The 14,746-nt window shown below is 64.0% G+C and carries 13 protein-coding genes, 1 tRNA gene and 1 pseudogene; 7 read left to right on the top strand and 8 right to left on the bottom strand.

Features of this window, described 5'->3' with window-relative positions; all coding sequences use genetic code 11:
• The first annotated feature begins 34 nt into the window (after positions 1-34).
• Together IT350_02850 and IT350_02845 are read left to right on the top strand one after the other, a co-directional pair.
• The gene (locus IT350_02850; protein ID MCC6156962.1) at positions 35-736 is read left to right on the top strand and encodes a TonB family protein; all 702 of its coding nucleotides are present in this window, start codon (positions 35-37) and stop codon (positions 734-736) included.
• An 88-nt stretch (positions 737-824) separates the two neighbouring features.
• On the top strand, positions 825-1,727 hold the full coding sequence (locus IT350_02845) for a hypothetical protein (protein MCC6156961.1): 903 nt from the start codon (positions 825-827) through the stop codon (positions 1,725-1,727).
• Between the two features lie 202 nt (positions 1,728-1,929).
• Here the strand turns inward: IT350_02845 and IT350_02840 are convergent, their stop codons facing one another.
• From IT350_02840 to aspS, 3 genes are read right to left on the bottom strand one after another with little or no spacing between them, the layout of a single operon-like run.
• A complete protein-coding gene (locus IT350_02840) occupies positions 1,930-3,147 on the bottom strand; it encodes a hypothetical protein (GenBank protein MCC6156960.1) in 1,218 nt (405 codons plus the stop codon).
• A gap of 13 nt (positions 3,148-3,160) precedes the next feature.
• Positions 3,161-4,471: an asparagine--tRNA ligase gene (asnS, locus tag IT350_02835; protein ID MCC6156959.1), complete on the bottom strand. Its 1,311-nt coding sequence runs from the start codon at positions 4,469-4,471 to the stop codon at positions 3,161-3,163.
• Positions 4,472-4,481: 10 nt separating this feature from the next.
• Positions 4,482-6,266: an aspartate--tRNA ligase gene (aspS, locus tag IT350_02830; GenBank protein ID MCC6156958.1), complete on the bottom strand. Its 1,785-nt coding sequence runs from the start codon at positions 6,264-6,266 to the stop codon at positions 4,482-4,484.
• Between the two features lie 725 nt (positions 6,267-6,991).
• Here aspS and IT350_02825 point away from each other — a divergent pair.
• Both IT350_02825 and IT350_02820 read left to right on the top strand, forming a co-directional pair.
• Positions 6,992-7,075, top strand: a tRNA-Leu gene (locus tag IT350_02825).
• A gap of 40 nt (positions 7,076-7,115) precedes the next feature.
• Positions 7,116-7,355, top strand: a pseudogene (locus tag IT350_02820) (hypothetical protein).
• Between the two features lie 954 nt (positions 7,356-8,309).
• On the opposite strand, the gene IT350_02815 reads toward IT350_02820, so the two are convergent.
• Positions 8,310-9,137, bottom strand: a complete 828-nt coding sequence (locus tag IT350_02815; protein MCC6156957.1) for a ParA family protein — start codon at positions 9,135-9,137, stop codon at positions 8,310-8,312.
• A gap of 274 nt (positions 9,138-9,411) precedes the next feature.
• Here IT350_02815 and IT350_02810 point away from each other — a divergent pair, with 274 nt between their 5' ends.
• Positions 9,412-10,608, top strand: a complete 1,197-nt coding sequence (locus tag IT350_02810) for a DNA cytosine methyltransferase (protein MCC6156956.1) — start codon at positions 9,412-9,414, stop codon at positions 10,606-10,608.
• A complete protein-coding gene (locus IT350_02805) occupies positions 10,601-11,221 on the top strand; it encodes an Eco29kI family restriction endonuclease (GenBank protein MCC6156955.1) in 621 nt (206 codons plus the stop codon). The genes IT350_02810 and IT350_02805 overlap by 8 nt, the downstream gene beginning before the upstream one ends.
• Here the strand turns inward: IT350_02805 and vsr are convergent.
• From vsr to gspN, 4 genes are all read right to left on the bottom strand, one after another.
• A complete protein-coding gene (gene vsr / locus IT350_02800) occupies positions 11,218-11,622 on the bottom strand; it encodes a DNA mismatch endonuclease Vsr (protein MCC6156954.1) in 405 nt (134 codons plus the stop codon). The genes IT350_02805 and vsr overlap by 4 nt on opposite strands.
• A 37-nt stretch (positions 11,623-11,659) precedes the next feature.
• Positions 11,660-12,106: a nuclear transport factor 2 family protein gene (locus IT350_02795; protein MCC6156953.1), complete on the bottom strand. Its 447-nt coding sequence runs from the start codon at positions 12,104-12,106 to the stop codon at positions 11,660-11,662.
• Entirely contained in the window at positions 12,103-12,873 is a 771-nt protein-coding gene (gene bamD / locus IT350_02790; protein ID MCC6156952.1) for an outer membrane protein assembly factor BamD, read from the bottom strand. The genes IT350_02795 and bamD overlap by 4 nt, the downstream gene beginning before the upstream one ends.
• A 64-nt stretch (positions 12,874-12,937) precedes the next feature.
• Positions 12,938-13,849, bottom strand: coding sequence for a type II secretion system protein GspN (gspN, locus tag IT350_02785; protein MCC6156951.1), 912 nt, complete (start codon positions 13,847-13,849; stop codon positions 12,938-12,940).
• 116 nt (positions 13,850-13,965) lie between these two features.
• Between gspN and IT350_02780 the strand changes: the two genes are divergently transcribed.
• Positions 13,966-14,733, top strand: coding sequence for a hypothetical protein (locus tag IT350_02780; protein ID MCC6156950.1), 768 nt, complete (start codon positions 13,966-13,968; stop codon positions 14,731-14,733).
• The last annotated feature ends 13 nt before the right edge of the window (positions 14,734-14,746 follow it).

Genomic DNA, 14,746 nt, shown 5'->3' with positions numbered 1-14,746 from the left:
GTCCGTCATCGCGGGCCGGCCAAAGAGGTGAGCCATGTACATTGAACCCGATCCGCCGCGTCGTTCGCGATTCGTGATCGCGACGATCGTCGTTTCCGTGCTCTTCCACGTCGGGGTCAGCGCCGGGCTCTCCGAGATGTCGCCGCCGAAACCGAAGGCGGTCTCGTATCACGTCGCGTTCGATCCCCCGCCCCCACCCCCGCCCCCGCCGATGCCCGAGCCGGAGAAGCCGAAGCCGAAACCCAAGGCCCCCGAGCCGGAGCCCGCGCCGAAGGTGGAGGAGCCGTCGAAGGCCGCGGAGCCGGTGAAGGAGGTCTTCGGCGTGACGAAGGATTCCGTCGCCGAGGATTCGAGCTTCGCCGTGCGCGTGGGCAACACGCTCATGGCCGAGCAGGAACAGACCTTCACCGATCCCGCGAAGGTCAAGACGCTCGCGCCGGTGGCCGAGAAGAAGCCCGCCGTGAAGGTGGCGTCGCCGCCGCGACTGCGCAGCAGTGACGCGCCGAACTATCCGCCGATGGCCCGCGAGTCGGGCCGCGAAGGGCGCGTGGTGCTGCGCGTGTTGATCGACGAGAACGGTCGCGTCAGGGAGTTGAAGGTCATCAGCGAGGACCCGCCCGAAATGGGCTTCGGCGACGCCGCCATGGCCGCCGTGCGCCGCTGGGTCTACGCCGCGCCCGACACCGGCAGCGAGGTCTGGTTCTTCCAGCCCGTGCGGTTCAGTTTGGAGAATTGATTCGAGGAGGACGCCGGATTTCGCGCGCGACCGTTGCCTCGGCCGCGCAGTCGTGCGAACAACTCCTCACGGATTCAGGATCGTCCGAATGTCGGGGGAGCGCGTGGCGGCCGGCGAGCAGGGACAACTCGATCTGTTTTCGGGCGCGGTGCAACGTCGCCGGCTCGCCGAGGACGCGCTCGACGAATTCCGTCTCGACGACGCCGTTCGGGAACTACCCCTCCATCTGGAAACGTATCCCCGCGATGAAGACATGCGCGCCCGGCTCGTCGCCGCGACCGCGCTCGCCGAGCGTCTTGCCCGTCTGCGCTCGGAAACCGCCGACGACTTTCGTGCCCTGCTCGCGCTCGGCGAATACGTCGCGAGGAATGATCTGAAGAAGGCTTGGCATCGCCGCGTGGCCCGCGACGCCGAGGTACGCTTCGGAGAAGGATGCCGGATTGACGGAACGCCGGCCGGACTTCACTGGCTCGACGGCGGCGACGCGAAGCAGGCCGCGCAGTCGCTTCGCGCGACGCTTGATGCGACGCCGCGCACCGACCCCGACAGGGTGCGAATTCTGGCGCATCTGGGCGACGCGATTCATCTCGGCGGGGACGGCGAGCGGGCGGGAGCGTGTTATCTGGCCGCATTCCTGACAGATCCCACAGATGTGGATACTGCGCGCATCGCGAACGTAGACATCATCCGTCTCGCGCGTCGCGAGCAAATGCCGGACGACATTGTCGGTGACTGGCGGGACTGGATCGCGCCCGTCGGCGTCGTCGCGGGCTTCTTCGAACTGCCCAGGCCAAACCCCTGGGGCGTAGAGAAACTCCCCGGCGATCCCGATCTCGACGCCGAAGGCCGGCCCGGGTTGGAGTTTTTCCGATTGCTTCTCTCCGTTCGCGATGAGCCCGAGGTCGCGCGACGCCGCGAAATCCGGAAACGCATGAAGGAGCTGTGCCCATCCCTCTTCGCCGAGTACCGAGAGTCCGTCGGCGAGGCATGACGATGCGGCAGACGCCGGACGTCAAACGAAAGCCACGCGCGCCTCTGCATCCCCGCTTTACCACCATGCGGCTCAAGTACTGTTCGTGCGGATATACCCGTATAAACGGTTATACGGTTATAAACACGCGACGATGATCGGCTGCCGAATACGGGACGTGCGAACGTCGTGCGCGGTTTGAGTTTCGAACCCTGTGCGGGCGTCAGCGTTTCGGAGCGAGTTGCGCGCCGAGGAACTTCGCGGCGTCCGGGATCTGACGCGAGACGAACATCAGCGAGTGCGCGCCGGCGCGAACCGGGTCCGCGGGCTCGACCGTCGCGCCGAGCTGCCGCGCGCGGGCGGCGAAGCGCGGGATGTGGTGCTGGAAGAAGTAGACGTCCTTGTCGCCGGCGACGATGTAGAACGCGCGCCCGGACAGATCGAGCCCGCCCGGCGAGAGCAGGTCGGGCGGATTCGTTTCGCGCAGGCGCTCCCACACCGGCCGGTCCTCGTTCCACACCGGCCCCGGGGATTTGTCGCTGTCGAAGACCGGCCAGAACGCCCAGCGGTCCGTGAAGCGCCCGATGCGCCCCGCGCGCAGGATCACGCGATCGGGGCGGTCGTCTTCGATCGGCCGGTAATGGGCCTCGTCGTACGGCGCGAGCCGATCGCCGTCGATGGCGTAGCGCGTGTCGAGCGCCGGCGAGATGGCGACGACGGTGTACGCCAGCCGGGGCTGCCGAAGCGCGAGAGACACCGCGATATAGCCGCCGACCGAGTAGCCCATGAGCACCGTGCCCCCGGCGTCGGTGCGCACGGGGTAGTGCTCGCGCACAAAGGGAATCACGCCGCCGAGAAGATCGTCGGAAAACCGGCCGAGGTTCGAGTCGACGCCCCAGTGGCCGAGACGCTCATCGAGCGGCGTCACGGGATCATCCGCGCCCGTGCCTCCGATCGACACGTCGGGAATCGCGATCACCGAGGGCGGGAACACGCCCGCCGCCATCGCATCGGCGAGGGGCTTGAGCGTGGTCGCGAGCATATGGACCGGCGTGTCGAGATAGCCGTGAAAGAGCAGGATGAGCGGCGCGTCGGCCTTGGCGACGTCGATCGCGTCCGGCGTGTAGACGATCAGGTTGCGTTCGCGATCGAGAATCACGCTGCGATAGGGCGGCTTGTTCTCGACGCGCGCGCCGGGGATCTCCCAGTTGGTCGCGTATACGTCCAGTCGACCGGGCAGGTCGTGCGTGTAAGGGGTCGGCGCGAAGACGAGTTTGTGCGCGTATTCCGGCCCGCGCAGCGGCCCGCGCATCGGGCGCGTGCAAACCCGGGCGGTCGCGCCGAGCAGCAGAATCAATACACATATATAAAGGAGTCGATTTCGACGCTTTCGCGGCGGTTCGGGTGCGGCCCCGCCCGCATCGATGTCCGTTTGGGCCATCGTGCCCTTCCGATCAGGGCGACAGACGCCCCATCAGGCGCGGGAACGGAATCGTCTCGCGCACGTGATGAAGTCCGCAAATCCACGACACGGTGCGTTCGATGCCGAGCCCGAATCCCGCGTGGGGGATCGATCCGAACTTGCGCACGTCGAGGTACCACGCAAACGCCTCGCGCGGCAGGCCGTGCGCGTCGATCTTGGCGACGAGCGTGTCGTAGTCGTCCTCGCGCTGGCCGCCGCCGACGATCTCGCCGTAGCCCTCGGGCGCGATCACGTCCACGCACAGCGCGCGCTCGAGCCGCGCGGGGTCGTTTTTCATGTAGAACGCTTTAACGGCCGTCGGGTAGCGGTGGACCATCACGGGGCGGTCGAAGTTCTTCGACAGCACGGTCTCGTGTTCGGCGCCCAGATCGTCGCCGATAGAAAAGGGCACCTCGTATTCGGCTTGCGAGCGTAGGATGATTTCAGCGGCTTCGTCATAGCTGATGCGCGGAAAGGGCTTTTGCACCCGGCGCAGGGGTTCGAGATCGCGCTCGACCGCGGCCAGATCCGCCTCGCACCGCTCCAGTACGCGCCCGACAACGAAGACGAGGAAGTCCTCGGCGAGGTCCATGTCGCCGTCGAGGTCCATGTAGGCGACCTCGGGCTCGACCATCCAGAATTCGGTCAGGTGACGGCGCGTCTTGCTCTTTTCGGCGCGGAACGTCGGTCCGAAGCAATAGACCTTGCCGAAGGCTTGGCAGGTCGGCTCGTTGTAGAGCTGCCCCGACTGCGACAGATACGCCGGCTCGCCGAAGTAGTCGGTGGCGAACAGCGTCGTCGTGCCCTCGCAGGCGTTGTTGGTCAGGATCGGCGCGTCCACCAGCGTGAAGCCGTTGTCGTCGAAATAGTCGCGCACCGCCTTGATGATCTGGTGGCGGATGCGCACGATCGCGTGCTGGCGCTTCGAACGCAGCCACAAGTGGCGGTTGTTCATCAGGAAGTCGACGCCGTGCTCCTTCTTGGAGATCGGGTATTCCTCGGCGCAGGCGTGCACAACGCGAAAGCCGGTGACATCGAGCTCGAAGCCGAGCTGCGAGCGCGTGTCTTCTTTCACCTTGCCGGTGACGACGAGCGACGATTCCTGCGGCAGGCGATCGGCGGCGAGGAAGGTCTCCTCGTCGAAGTTGCCCTTGAACATCACGCACTGGATCGTCTGCGTGCCGTCGCGCACCTGCAGGAAGTGGAGCTTGCCGCTGGAGCGCTTGTTGTAGAGCCAGCCGCGCAGCTCGATCTCCTCGCCCAGATGGGCGGCGATGTCGCGGATATAAACATGGGGCGCCATCGTCGACTCCTCAGGTGGTTCGCAGGACGCGGATGCCCAGGTCCTCGAGGGCGCTGTTGGGCACGACCGACGGCGAGGCCGTCATGAGGCACGACGCGCGCGCGGTCTTGGGAAACGCAATGACATCGCGGATGTTCGTCGTGCCCGCGAGCAGCATGATGAGCCGGTCGAAGCCGAACGCGAGGCCGCCGTGGGGCGGCGTGCCGAAGGCGAGGGCGTCGAGCAGGAAGCCGAACTTCTCGCGCGCCTCCTCTTCGCCAATGCCGAGCGTCTTGAACATGAGCGCCTGCACATCGCGGCGGTGGATTCGGATCGATCCGCCGCCCAACTCACAACCGTTCCACACGAGGTCGTAAGCGTTCGCGAGCACCTTGCCGGGGTCCGTCTCCATCAGCGCGATGTCCTCGTCGCGTGGGCTGGTGAAGGGATGGTGCATCGCGTAGAAGCGGCCGTCCTCCTCGCTCCACTCGAGCAGCGGGAAGTCGACCACCCAGAACAGGTCGTTTTTCGCGTCGTCGATCAGGTTCAGGTCACGGCCGAGTTTCAGCCGCAGCGCGCCGAGGGCGTCGAAGGCGACCTTGGGCTTGCCGGCGACGATCAGGAACGCGTCGCCGTCCTTGGCGCCCAAGGTCTCGATCATGGCGCGGCCCTCGGCCTCGGAGAGGAACTTCGAGGAGCCGCCGGTCCACGCGCCGCCATCGAGCTTGCCCCAGAAGAGCCCCTGCGCGCCGAAGACCTGCACGTGCGCGGCGAGATCGTCCATCTGCTTGCGCGAGTACGACCCCACCGGGGCGCAGATGCCGCGGATCGTGCCGCCCGCGTCGAGGACGCCGCGGAACACGCGGAACTCGGAATTCGCGAAGTCCGCCGTCAGGTCGCGGAGTTCCAGCCCGAAGCGCCGGTCGGGTTTATCCGATCCGAATCGGTCCATCGCCTCGCGGTAGGACATGCGTTCGAAGGGCAACGGCAGCTCCACGCCCTTCACCTCGCGGAAGATCGCCGCCATCATCCCTTCGATGTGGACGAACAGGTCGTCGCGCGACAGAAAGCTTGTCTCGATGTCGATCTGCGTGAACTCGGGCTGCCGGTCGGCGCGCAGGTCCTCGTCGCGGAAGCACTTCACGATCTGGAAGTAGCGGTCGTAGCCCGCGACCATGAGGAGCTGCTTGAAGAGCTGAGGGCTCTGCGGCAGGGCGTAGAACGACCCGGGGCTCACCCGCGAGGGAACGAGGTAATCGCGCGCGCCTTCGGGGGTGCTCTTGGTCAATACGGGCGTCTCAATCTCGAGGAATCCCGCGTCGGACAGATGGTTTCGCGCGAGGCGAGCCACCTGGTGGCGCAGCATCAGCATTCGCTGCAACCGCGTGCGTCGCAGGTCGAGATAGCGATAACGCAGACGCAGGTCCTCGCTCGCGTCCACGTCGTCGACGATCACGAAGGGCGGCACGGCGGCCTCGTTGAGGATTTCGAAATCGGTCGCGGAGACTTCGACGTCGCCGGTCTCGATGCCGTCGTTGCGCGTGCCTTCGGGGCGGGTGCGCACGCGCCCGCGGATGGAGACGACGAACTCGCCGCGCAGGGTCTTCGCCTGTTCCATCAGCTCGTCGCCGACCGAAGCGGGATCGATGACGACCTGCACGATGCCCTCGCGGTCGCGCAGATCGACGAAGATGATCTGACCGAGATCGCGCCGACGCGCGACCCATCCGAAGAGTACGACATCCGCGTCCGCGTGCTGCGCGCGCAGCGCTCCGCACATGTGAGTGCGCGTCCATTGTCGCTTGCCGATGGCCATGACGATGTTCTCCGAAAATTCACGGCACGCCCAATTGACGGGCCTGTCACTGAAGCGCCGCGATTATATCGGGGCGCATCGGAGCGTCAAGGAACGCGCGCCGCGCGCAAACGTACCATGACGATTCGCGCCGCGAATGTCATGACGGCGCATCCGTCATGACGTGGGTTCCGTCATGACACGCGCGTCTTTCACGCGAGCGATTTTCGGGCGGCGAGCGGGCTCGGAGGCTATCCGGGCGAAAAAAAAGGACAAACTAGGGCTCGACCGAAAAAAAACATTTGACACAAGATGTAGTAGGTTGTAGGGTGCGTCGATAAGGAGATGCCCTGAATCGGATGCGTAGCCAGAACCTGCACGGTCGGCTGAACACCAGATTGCATCGACCTGAATTTCACGGGGGCGAGCCGAAAACGCATCGCCGTTTCACGCCACCCGCCACGACGCGCGCATCGATGTCCCCCATCGCGACGCGGTCGAAATCTCGGGACGACATTCGCGGACGTGTCGCGCGAAGCGCGACGGAGCGAATCGACGGATACAGACAGGCGGTACCGGGAACTCAACCGAGCGGCGTCATCGGAAGCGCCGCGAACGAGGACATCGAAATCAGCGACACGGCATAGGAACGCGACGCGTCGCGCATGCGTCGGCGAACACGAAGTCGGGTCGTTGTCAGTGAGCGAGTCCAAGGTTGGGCGTGGGCGGCATTGGAAACCGTCCGCGCCTGGATGGCGGAATTGGCAGACGCGCGGGACTTAAAATCCCGTAACCGAAAGGTTGTGCGGGTTCGACCCCCGCTCCAGGCAGTCTGCGCGTTCAACCCTGATCCCTGCAAGGAGGTTCGAAATGGCTGAGGTGAAGAAAGCTGCTCCGAAGAAGGCCGCTGCGAAGAAGCCGGCCGCCAAGAAGGCCGCTGTGAAGAAGCCGGCCGCCAAGAAAGTCGCGGCGAAGAAGCCCGCGGCCAAGAAGCCCGCCGCGAAGAAGCCCGCGGCCAAGAAGCCGGCGGCGAAGAAGCCGGCCGCCAAGAAGGCCGCCGCCAAACCGGCTGCCAAAAAGGCCCCGGCAAAGAAGGCGCCTGCCAAAAAGGCGGCGCCGAAAAAAGACGAATCCAAGGCGTCACCTCTTTCGCCGGCTCCTGTCAGTCCCGCGGCCAAGAAGCCGGCCATCACCAGTTCTTTGGCCGCGGATGACCGTGAACGCGTCGGAAGCGCCGGGACGGAGCGCGCGGCGGCAGCGGCATCGCCCGCGGCCGCGCGCCGTACCGATCTGCGACTGGCCCCGTCGCCGGTGGAAAGCTTCGCGCAATTCACCACGTTCCCTTTCAACATTCAGGGGACAACGCCGGACGGTCGCGTTTATTACGGCACCGGAACGATCCTGATCAGCAGCGATCGCCACACGCGCCGCGCCTCCTACACGGTCACTTTCGACACGATCACCTACCGCGGCACCGCCCTGCTGCGGGGCAGTCTCGACGAGAAGAACCTGGTGATCGTTTTGGACTATCACGAGAGACCTTTTCACAAGGGCATGGTGGTTTCGATCCATGAACAGGATCCCAAAACCGGCAAGTTCAAGGGCCGGCTGCTGTTTCAAGGGCGGCAGGAGATCGGAGAAGAGACCATCACGCTGACATGACGGCGCGGGGGCCCTCCCCGCCCGTCCCCATCGACTGCAGATCAACGTAAAACCCCGAAAGGGGTTTTTCTTTTTTTGCGTTGAGAGACCGAAGCGAGAATTCGGTTGCCCAACCTGTCGCCGCGAAACCCCGGTCGCAGCGAAACCCCGGTCACTGCGCACAACCTGTCACCCTGAGCGAAGCGAAGGGTCTGCCTGGAATGCGTGTCACCCTGAGCGAAGCGAAGGGTCTGCCCGGAATGCGTGTCACCCTGAGCGAAGCGAAGGGTCTAGCGTGAGTCGGGACAAGATCCTTCGCTTCGCTCAGGATGACAGGCCGGTCGGGATGACAAGTGAAGAGCGTTGAGGATGACAGTCGGACAGTGACGGGATTAACCGGCGGGGTTCCCGCGGCGACTTCGCTCAGTACAGCGCGTCGGCTCCGCCCTCGGACGGCGTGGGCTTCTTGCCCGCGGCTTCTTCCTGCGCTTTTTTCATGATCTCTTTCGCAAGACGCAGATAGGCCTGGGCGATTTCGGCGTCGGGGTCCTGCATGATGATGGGCTTGCCGACGGCGAACGACGCGGAGAACTCCTCGCTGCGCGGGATGACGTTGCGGAACACGACCTCCTCGGGGAAGCTCGCCCACACCTGACGCGCGACTTCGCGGCTGATACGGTAGTTCTCGTCGTACATCGTGAGCAGCAAGCCCTCGATGATGAGATCGGGGTTCACGCTGCGGCGCACCTTGCGGATGATCTTGAGGATCTGCGTCAGGGTCTTGAGCGAAAGCGGCTCGGGCTGCATCGGCACGAGCACCGAATCCGCGGCCGACAGGGCGTAGATCGTCAGGTCGCCCATGCCCGGCGGGCAGTCGATCAGGATGAAATCGCAACTGTTGCGCACGGCGGCGATGTACTTCTTCAGCAGCGGCGCGCTGCCCTTCTGGCGCACGAACTTTTCGAACTCGTCGGTCAGCGTGCCCTTGCCGTAGGGGATGACCTTGAGCGTGGGGACGGACGTTGGATGGATGATGTCGCGCAGCCGCGCCCGGCCCATGAAGACATCGTAGATGCCGCTCATCATCTGCGCGCGGGACAGACCGAGGCCGAAGCCCACCGCGTTCTGTTCGTCCAGGTCGATGACGAGCGTGCGCTGGCGCATCGTCGCCAGCGACGCGGCGATGTTGATCGTCGTCGTCGTCTTGCCGACGCCGCCCTTTTGCGATGCGATCGCGATGACCTTACCCATCGAAGCCACACCCGTATGCTCGCGGCGCGATCCAAAGTCCGCGCCGACGGTTCGGAATTGAAGGCTCGCTCATGCTAGCGGCGCGCCCGCCCATGCGTCAAGGATGCGCGTCGCGTCGGCGCGATCGTCACACGCTCAGGCCACCACGTCACACGCACCGGCTCCCCGAATTTCGCCTTACCCTTTCTCAAACGCGATTTCGAGCTTCGTCGGATTGATAGCGGCGTGGGAATTACGTAAAAGGGGGACATACGAGTAACTCGCGGTGGATGCAATGGCCGAACGCACGAAAACCAAAGTCTCGAGAACCCCCGGCCTTCGATCGCTCGAACTCTTCACCGGTGCTGGCGGATTGGCGTTGGGTCTGCACTTCGCGGGGTTTCGACACGTCGCCTTAATCGACTACAATCGCGATGCTTGCCGGACCATCGAGCGAAACGCTGAGCGCGGGACCATCAAAGGCGTCGGCGATTGGAATGTCGTCGCGTCACCGATTCAGGACGTGTCGTTCGAGAAGTTCGGCGACGTCGATGTGGTGGCCGGTGGTCCTCCTTGCCAGCCTTTCAGCATAGGCGGAAGGCACCGCGGGCCCGAGGATCAACGCGACATGATCCCCGAGTTCATTCGGGCCGTGCGCGTGCTGCGGCCGCGCGCCTTCATCCTAGAGAACGTTCGCGGGCTACTTCGCAAGTCGTTCGCCACCTATTTCCAATATGCATTGTTGCAACTGTCGCTGCCCACCTTGGCTCGAAGGCAGAACGAGACCCCTGTCGACCATCTAGCTCGATTGGAAAAAGCCCAGACCTCGGGAAAGCCGTTTGAGCCTCGATACAATCTCGTGTTTCGAGTTCTGAACGCGGCGGATCACGGCGTTCCTCAGAAGCGCGAACGCATTTTTATCGTTGGATTCAGGGGTGACACCGGCATCGAATGGTGCTTCCCGGAAGCTTCCCACTCCGATGACGCACTTGCCTATACGCAATACGTCACGGGGGAGTATTGGGAGCGTCACGCCGTTTCGCCGCCCGAGGAATTCGGGTGTGCTCCACGGGAAACCAGCATACGATTGCCTGCGGGTCGGGAGCCGTGGCGGACAGTAAGGGACGGCCTTGTCGGTCTTCCAGATCCTCGCAGTCCACGCGCGGCGATGTGCATCCCGAACCACGTGTTTCAGCCGGGAGCACGCGTTTATCAGGGTCACACAGGAAGCCCGCTCGATCTGCCAGCAAAGACTCTGAAGGCGGGTGTTCATGGAGTCCCGGGAGGCGAGAACATGATCGCGTTCCCGAATGGGGACTTGCGCTATTTCTCGGTACGAGAAGCGGCACGCATTCAGACTTTTCCCGACGAGTGGGAATTCGTCGGGGCTTGGTCCGAGTCGATGCGGCAACTCGGGAACGCTGTTCCCGTTGAGCTTGCGCGCGTCGTGGCGGCGGGCGTCGCGCGGAATCTGGAGGGATCCCGTGCCTGAGGCGAGAGACTTTCGGGAATATAACCCCCTCGACTACGAGAACCTGACGTGGACCCTGGTTCGGGAACTCCTGACTCGGGGCCCATTCGACCTTCCGCTCATGGAGCCCTTTGTCGGATCAGGCGTATACGCTCTGTTCTACGACGGAGATTTCGGGCCGTATCGTACACTGCGATCCGCGGATGCAAGCACTCCCATCTACGCGGGGAAAGCCGTTCCGGCGGGATCACGCAAGGGCAATTCGAAGAACTTCGACGGAAAAGCGCTGTTCAAGCGAATCGGGGAGCACGTAGCGTCGATCAACGCGGCGGAGAACCTGGACATCGCACATTTCCGATGTCGGTTTCTGGTCGTGACACCTCTGTGGATCACGATGGCCGAGAGGTTTCTCATCGAACACTTCAGGCCAGTCTGGAATCAATGCATCGACGGGTTTGGCAACCATACACCGGGCATTAGACGTGGCGAGGGCGAAATTTCGTGGTGGGACGCACTTCACCCGGGGCGGCCTTGGGCTCGCGGTCTACGTAGAACAAGGTCCGAGACGGACGCTCAACGACGTCTGCAGAGTTTTCTCGGGGTGAATCGTGCGTCGGATGGGGAGCCAGCTTAAGAGAGGAACTCAATCAGCCGCTTCGAGAGTTTCTCTCGATCCCCTATTTGGCACTCCCAGACGACCAAATAATTCCACCCCATCTTTCTCAGGCGCGACTGCGCAGTCCGGTCTCGCATTGCATTCGACTCGAGCTTGGGCAACCAGAAATTCAAGCGGCTTTTCGGCAGGCGGGCCAGTGCGCATCCCCTGTGGCGGTGCCAGAAACATCCGTGTACGAAAACGACCTTTCGCCGTGAACGGAACAGGAGATCGGGACGACCCGGCAGGTCCTTTCCCTGGAGCCGATAACGGTAACCCAGCGAATGGAGGAGACTCCTAACGGCTTTTTCCGGTTTGGTGTCGCGGGATTTGACCCGCGACATTCTTTCACTTCGCTCCAGTGGAGTCAGGGTGTCCATGGTGTTTGCCCGCGCGACTTTCGCTCCGGCCGCCACGTCACACGCTCAGGCCCTCGTAGAACAGATACTCGGTGAAGAGGCCCCAGCGGCGGTGGCGCTTGAGCTTGAAGTATTCGGTGTCGGCGTGGCGCACGATCTGGCCGTCCAGCATTTCGGCCTGCAACGTGAATTCCTGCACCACGCTCGCGATCTCGCCGTCCTGCTCGAACGTGACGCGCCGATTGGTGGTGTAGAGCTGAATCGTCCGGTACTTGGTGAACCGCTGCTCGGTTTGCGACCGGATGGTCTGCGTGGAGTCGGGCTTGTAGCGGTACTGGGGATGGAAGAGCGCGACGTAGCCCTCGACATCGAGTGACGCGAGCGCCTTTTGCCGGGCTTCGAGCGTTTTTTCGACCAGCAATTCGGGATGCGCGCCGCACCCGGTCGCGATGACCGCGGCGAACGCGGCGAATGCGACGAGGACGACCGCGCGCGCGCGCGTCACGGCGAAACCGAGTCGGGCGCGGGGCCAGACGTGGGCGCGGCCTCGCCCGCGAGTTTTTGCGAGAGCTTGTGATCGGGGAACTTGGCCGCGAGCATTTTTTCGTGCCGTTCGGCCTGCTCGGGCTCCTCGAGCTTTCGGTAGCACAACGCCGAGAAATACAGCGCCTCGGGCAGGAACTTCGTGTCGGAGAAATCGCGCACGATCCGCTGCCAGCGCATGACCGAGGCGTAGTACTCCTTCTCGCGCCAGTAGAACCTCGCGATGTAGCGCTCGCGCCCCGCCAGATCCTCGCGCACCTTCAGCAGCCGCGCCCGCGCATCGGCGATGTCGGCGTAGTCGGGGTACTGCGTCACCACCCGCGCGAGCGTTTGTTCCGCGGCGAGCGTCTCTTCCTGATCGCGGTCGAGGGCGAGGCGCTGTTCGTCGTGCGACGCGCCTTCGCGGTGGATCGCCCGCGGCGCGGCCTCGTTGGTGGGATGCCGCTCGGCGAAATCCTTGTAGGCCACCGCGGCTTCGGGCCACCGCTTGCGCGCGAAGTAGGCGTCGGCGATGGCGAGTTCGGCCCGCGTGACGTAGGTGCTGAACGGGTAGAGCTCGATGAGCTTCTCGAACGCCTCGATCGACTCGGAGTAGTCGCGCTTTTCGAAACGATTCGAGCCGTAGTCGTAGATTTCGGACGCCGACATGTTTTCGAACTTCGGCGCGCACGCCGCCGCGAAGGCGACAACGAAAACGACGGCAACGGCGCGAACGGTCCGATTCATCATGCGCGAAACCTACTTGCGCGGCCGGGGCAGGTCAAGGCCGACGACGCCGCGGCCCGGGCGAGCGCTATCGGAAATTGATATTCGGTTTGGAGAACGGGCCGTTGATGCGCAGCGTGTACCAGCCCTGCGAATCCGGCGCTTTCATCATGGCGAGTTCGGCGAACTGGTCGAGCAGCGTCTCGGACGGCTTGGCCTTGAGCGTGAAGCTGATGCGGCTGTTGCGCAGGTTGTCGTTCACCGTCACACGGCCGGTCATGTTGATCGACAGGTTGTCGCCGTTCATGTCCCACTGCGAGATCGAAAACGCGCTGCGCTTAAAATCCATCTTCACCGCCGAGGGTTCAAAATTGATCTCGGGCAGCGTCTTGGTCATGATCGTCGCGTCGGCGATCTTCATCCCCTCGAATTTCAGGTCCACCGCGCCCTGGCTGTTGCGCTTCTGCACGCCGTCGAAAAAGAGGTTCAGGCTGCCCGAGAGCTTGCCGAACAGGTTCATCTGCCCGTAGTCCTCGATCAGCTTGGCGAAGTTGTAGCGGTTCAGATCGAGGTTCAGAAAATTCACCGCCACCGCGAATCGCTTGCCGGTGCGGCCCTCGATCACACCCGAGAGTCCGCCGCCGTAAGCCTCGAGGTCGAAATCGACGACGGTGCGCCGGCGAAAGAGCGGCGCGATATGGACCCGAAAACGCATCAGGTCGATTTCGGCCAGCACCTGGGTGTTGTCGCTCGGTTTCATCAGGCGCACGCCCTCGGCCTGCACGCCGCTCATGCGCAGGGGACGCAGCCGCGCGACCTCGACCTTGGCGCCGGTGCGCGCCTCGAGCTCGGTCACCAGCGTCGCCTTGATCGTGTCGAAGGGAAACGACAGGTAGATGACGGCGAAAAATACGAACACGAAAACGACGGCGTACAGGGCCGTCTGTTTCCAGTCGAGGCTCGCGATGAAGCCCCTCAGGGCCGCCAGCACCCGTTTCATGCCGTGTTCGTGCCTTTCCCCAAAACGGCGATTCTTCTAACATGCGCCCAAGCGCCCGACAAGTCGAGTTGGCCGTCAGACACGTCGCGCGCGGGCGTGTTCCCGGGAGGAAGACGATGACGCATCACCGATGGACGACCGTTTGGACAATCGCCGTTGCCCTGTTCGCGGCGACGTTCGCATACGCCGCCGGTTCGGACGACGAAAACGACGAGCCGCCCGACGATCGCGATCGCCCGCTCGACGCCGGCATCTACGGCGCGGTCGCGTACATGCCGATTTTTCAGGACACGCAGCGCCTCGCGGCCAAGCTTCCCGCGTCGCCGCCATTTGCCACCTATACGCCGGCGCTCGACTTCGAGTTGCACTTCTTCGGGCGGTCCGCGGCGATTCTCGGCATTTCGGGCGGCATGTGGAAAACGCAGTCCAAGGACGACCTGATGGACACCGACCTGTCGGGTTGGGACATCCAGCTCGACGTGGGCACGCCGGTGGCCGAGTACCGTCTCGGGACGGTGTCGGTGCTCGTGGGGCTCGGGTACGCGCAAAATCACCTGCGTTTCGAGGGCGACTTCGCGGCGCTCGACAACAGCGACGAACACCTGCCCACGGGCAAGGACGCGGCGGATCTGTATCAGACGGGATTCGTGTACGACGTGGCGTTGCGAACGGACTTTCGCGATCCGTTTCTTGCGGGCGAGCGCGGCGCGGGACTCGTCGTGAGCGGGTTCTCGATGGGGTACAAGAGCGTGCCGTGGTCGACGAAGTGGATGCGCGGCGGCGACGAGATCGCCAATCTGCCGTACGTGGCCGAGCATATGCTGTTCGCCCGGCTGCACGTGGGTCTCGGCGGCGGCGCGTATCTTCGCGCGGGCGAGGATTGAGGGGCGGGAGGAT

Source organism: Deltaproteobacteria bacterium, assembly GCA_020845895.1.
GTDB lineage: Bacteria > Lernaellota > Lernaellaia > JACKCT01 > JACKCT01 > JADLEX01.
This window is presented reverse-complemented; position numbering and strand designations above follow the sequence as displayed.

Coding starts and splice junctions, on each gene's coding strand:
- IT350_02815 (MCC6156957.1), bottom strand. CDS start 9,137: ATGGGTAAGGTCATCGCGATCGCATCGCAAAAGGGCGGCGTCGGCAAG.
- bamD (MCC6156952.1), bottom strand. CDS start 12,873: ATGATGAATCGGACCGTTCGCGCCGTTGCCGTCGTTTTCGTTGTCGCC.
- vsr (MCC6156954.1), bottom strand. CDS start 11,622: ATGGACACCCTGACTCCACTGGAGCGAAGTGAAAGAATGTCGCGGGTC.
- gspN (MCC6156951.1), bottom strand. CDS start 13,849: ATGAAACGGGTGCTGGCGGCCCTGAGGGGCTTCATCGCGAGCCTCGAC.
- IT350_02840 (MCC6156960.1), bottom strand. CDS start 3,147: ATGGCCCAAACGGACATCGATGCGGGCGGGGCCGCACCCGAACCGCCG.
- asnS (MCC6156959.1), bottom strand. CDS start 4,471: ATGGCGCCCCATGTTTATATCCGCGACATCGCCGCCCATCTGGGCGAG.
- IT350_02780 (MCC6156950.1), top strand. CDS start 13,966: ATGACGCATCACCGATGGACGACCGTTTGGACAATCGCCGTTGCCCTG.
- IT350_02845 (MCC6156961.1), top strand. CDS start 825: ATGTCGGGGGAGCGCGTGGCGGCCGGCGAGCAGGGACAACTCGATCTG.
- aspS (MCC6156958.1), bottom strand. CDS start 6,266: ATGGCCATCGGCAAGCGACAATGGACGCGCACTCACATGTGCGGAGCG.
- IT350_02850 (MCC6156962.1), top strand. CDS start 35: ATGTACATTGAACCCGATCCGCCGCGTCGTTCGCGATTCGTGATCGCG.
- IT350_02810 (MCC6156956.1), top strand. CDS start 9,412: ATGGCCGAACGCACGAAAACCAAAGTCTCGAGAACCCCCGGCCTTCGA.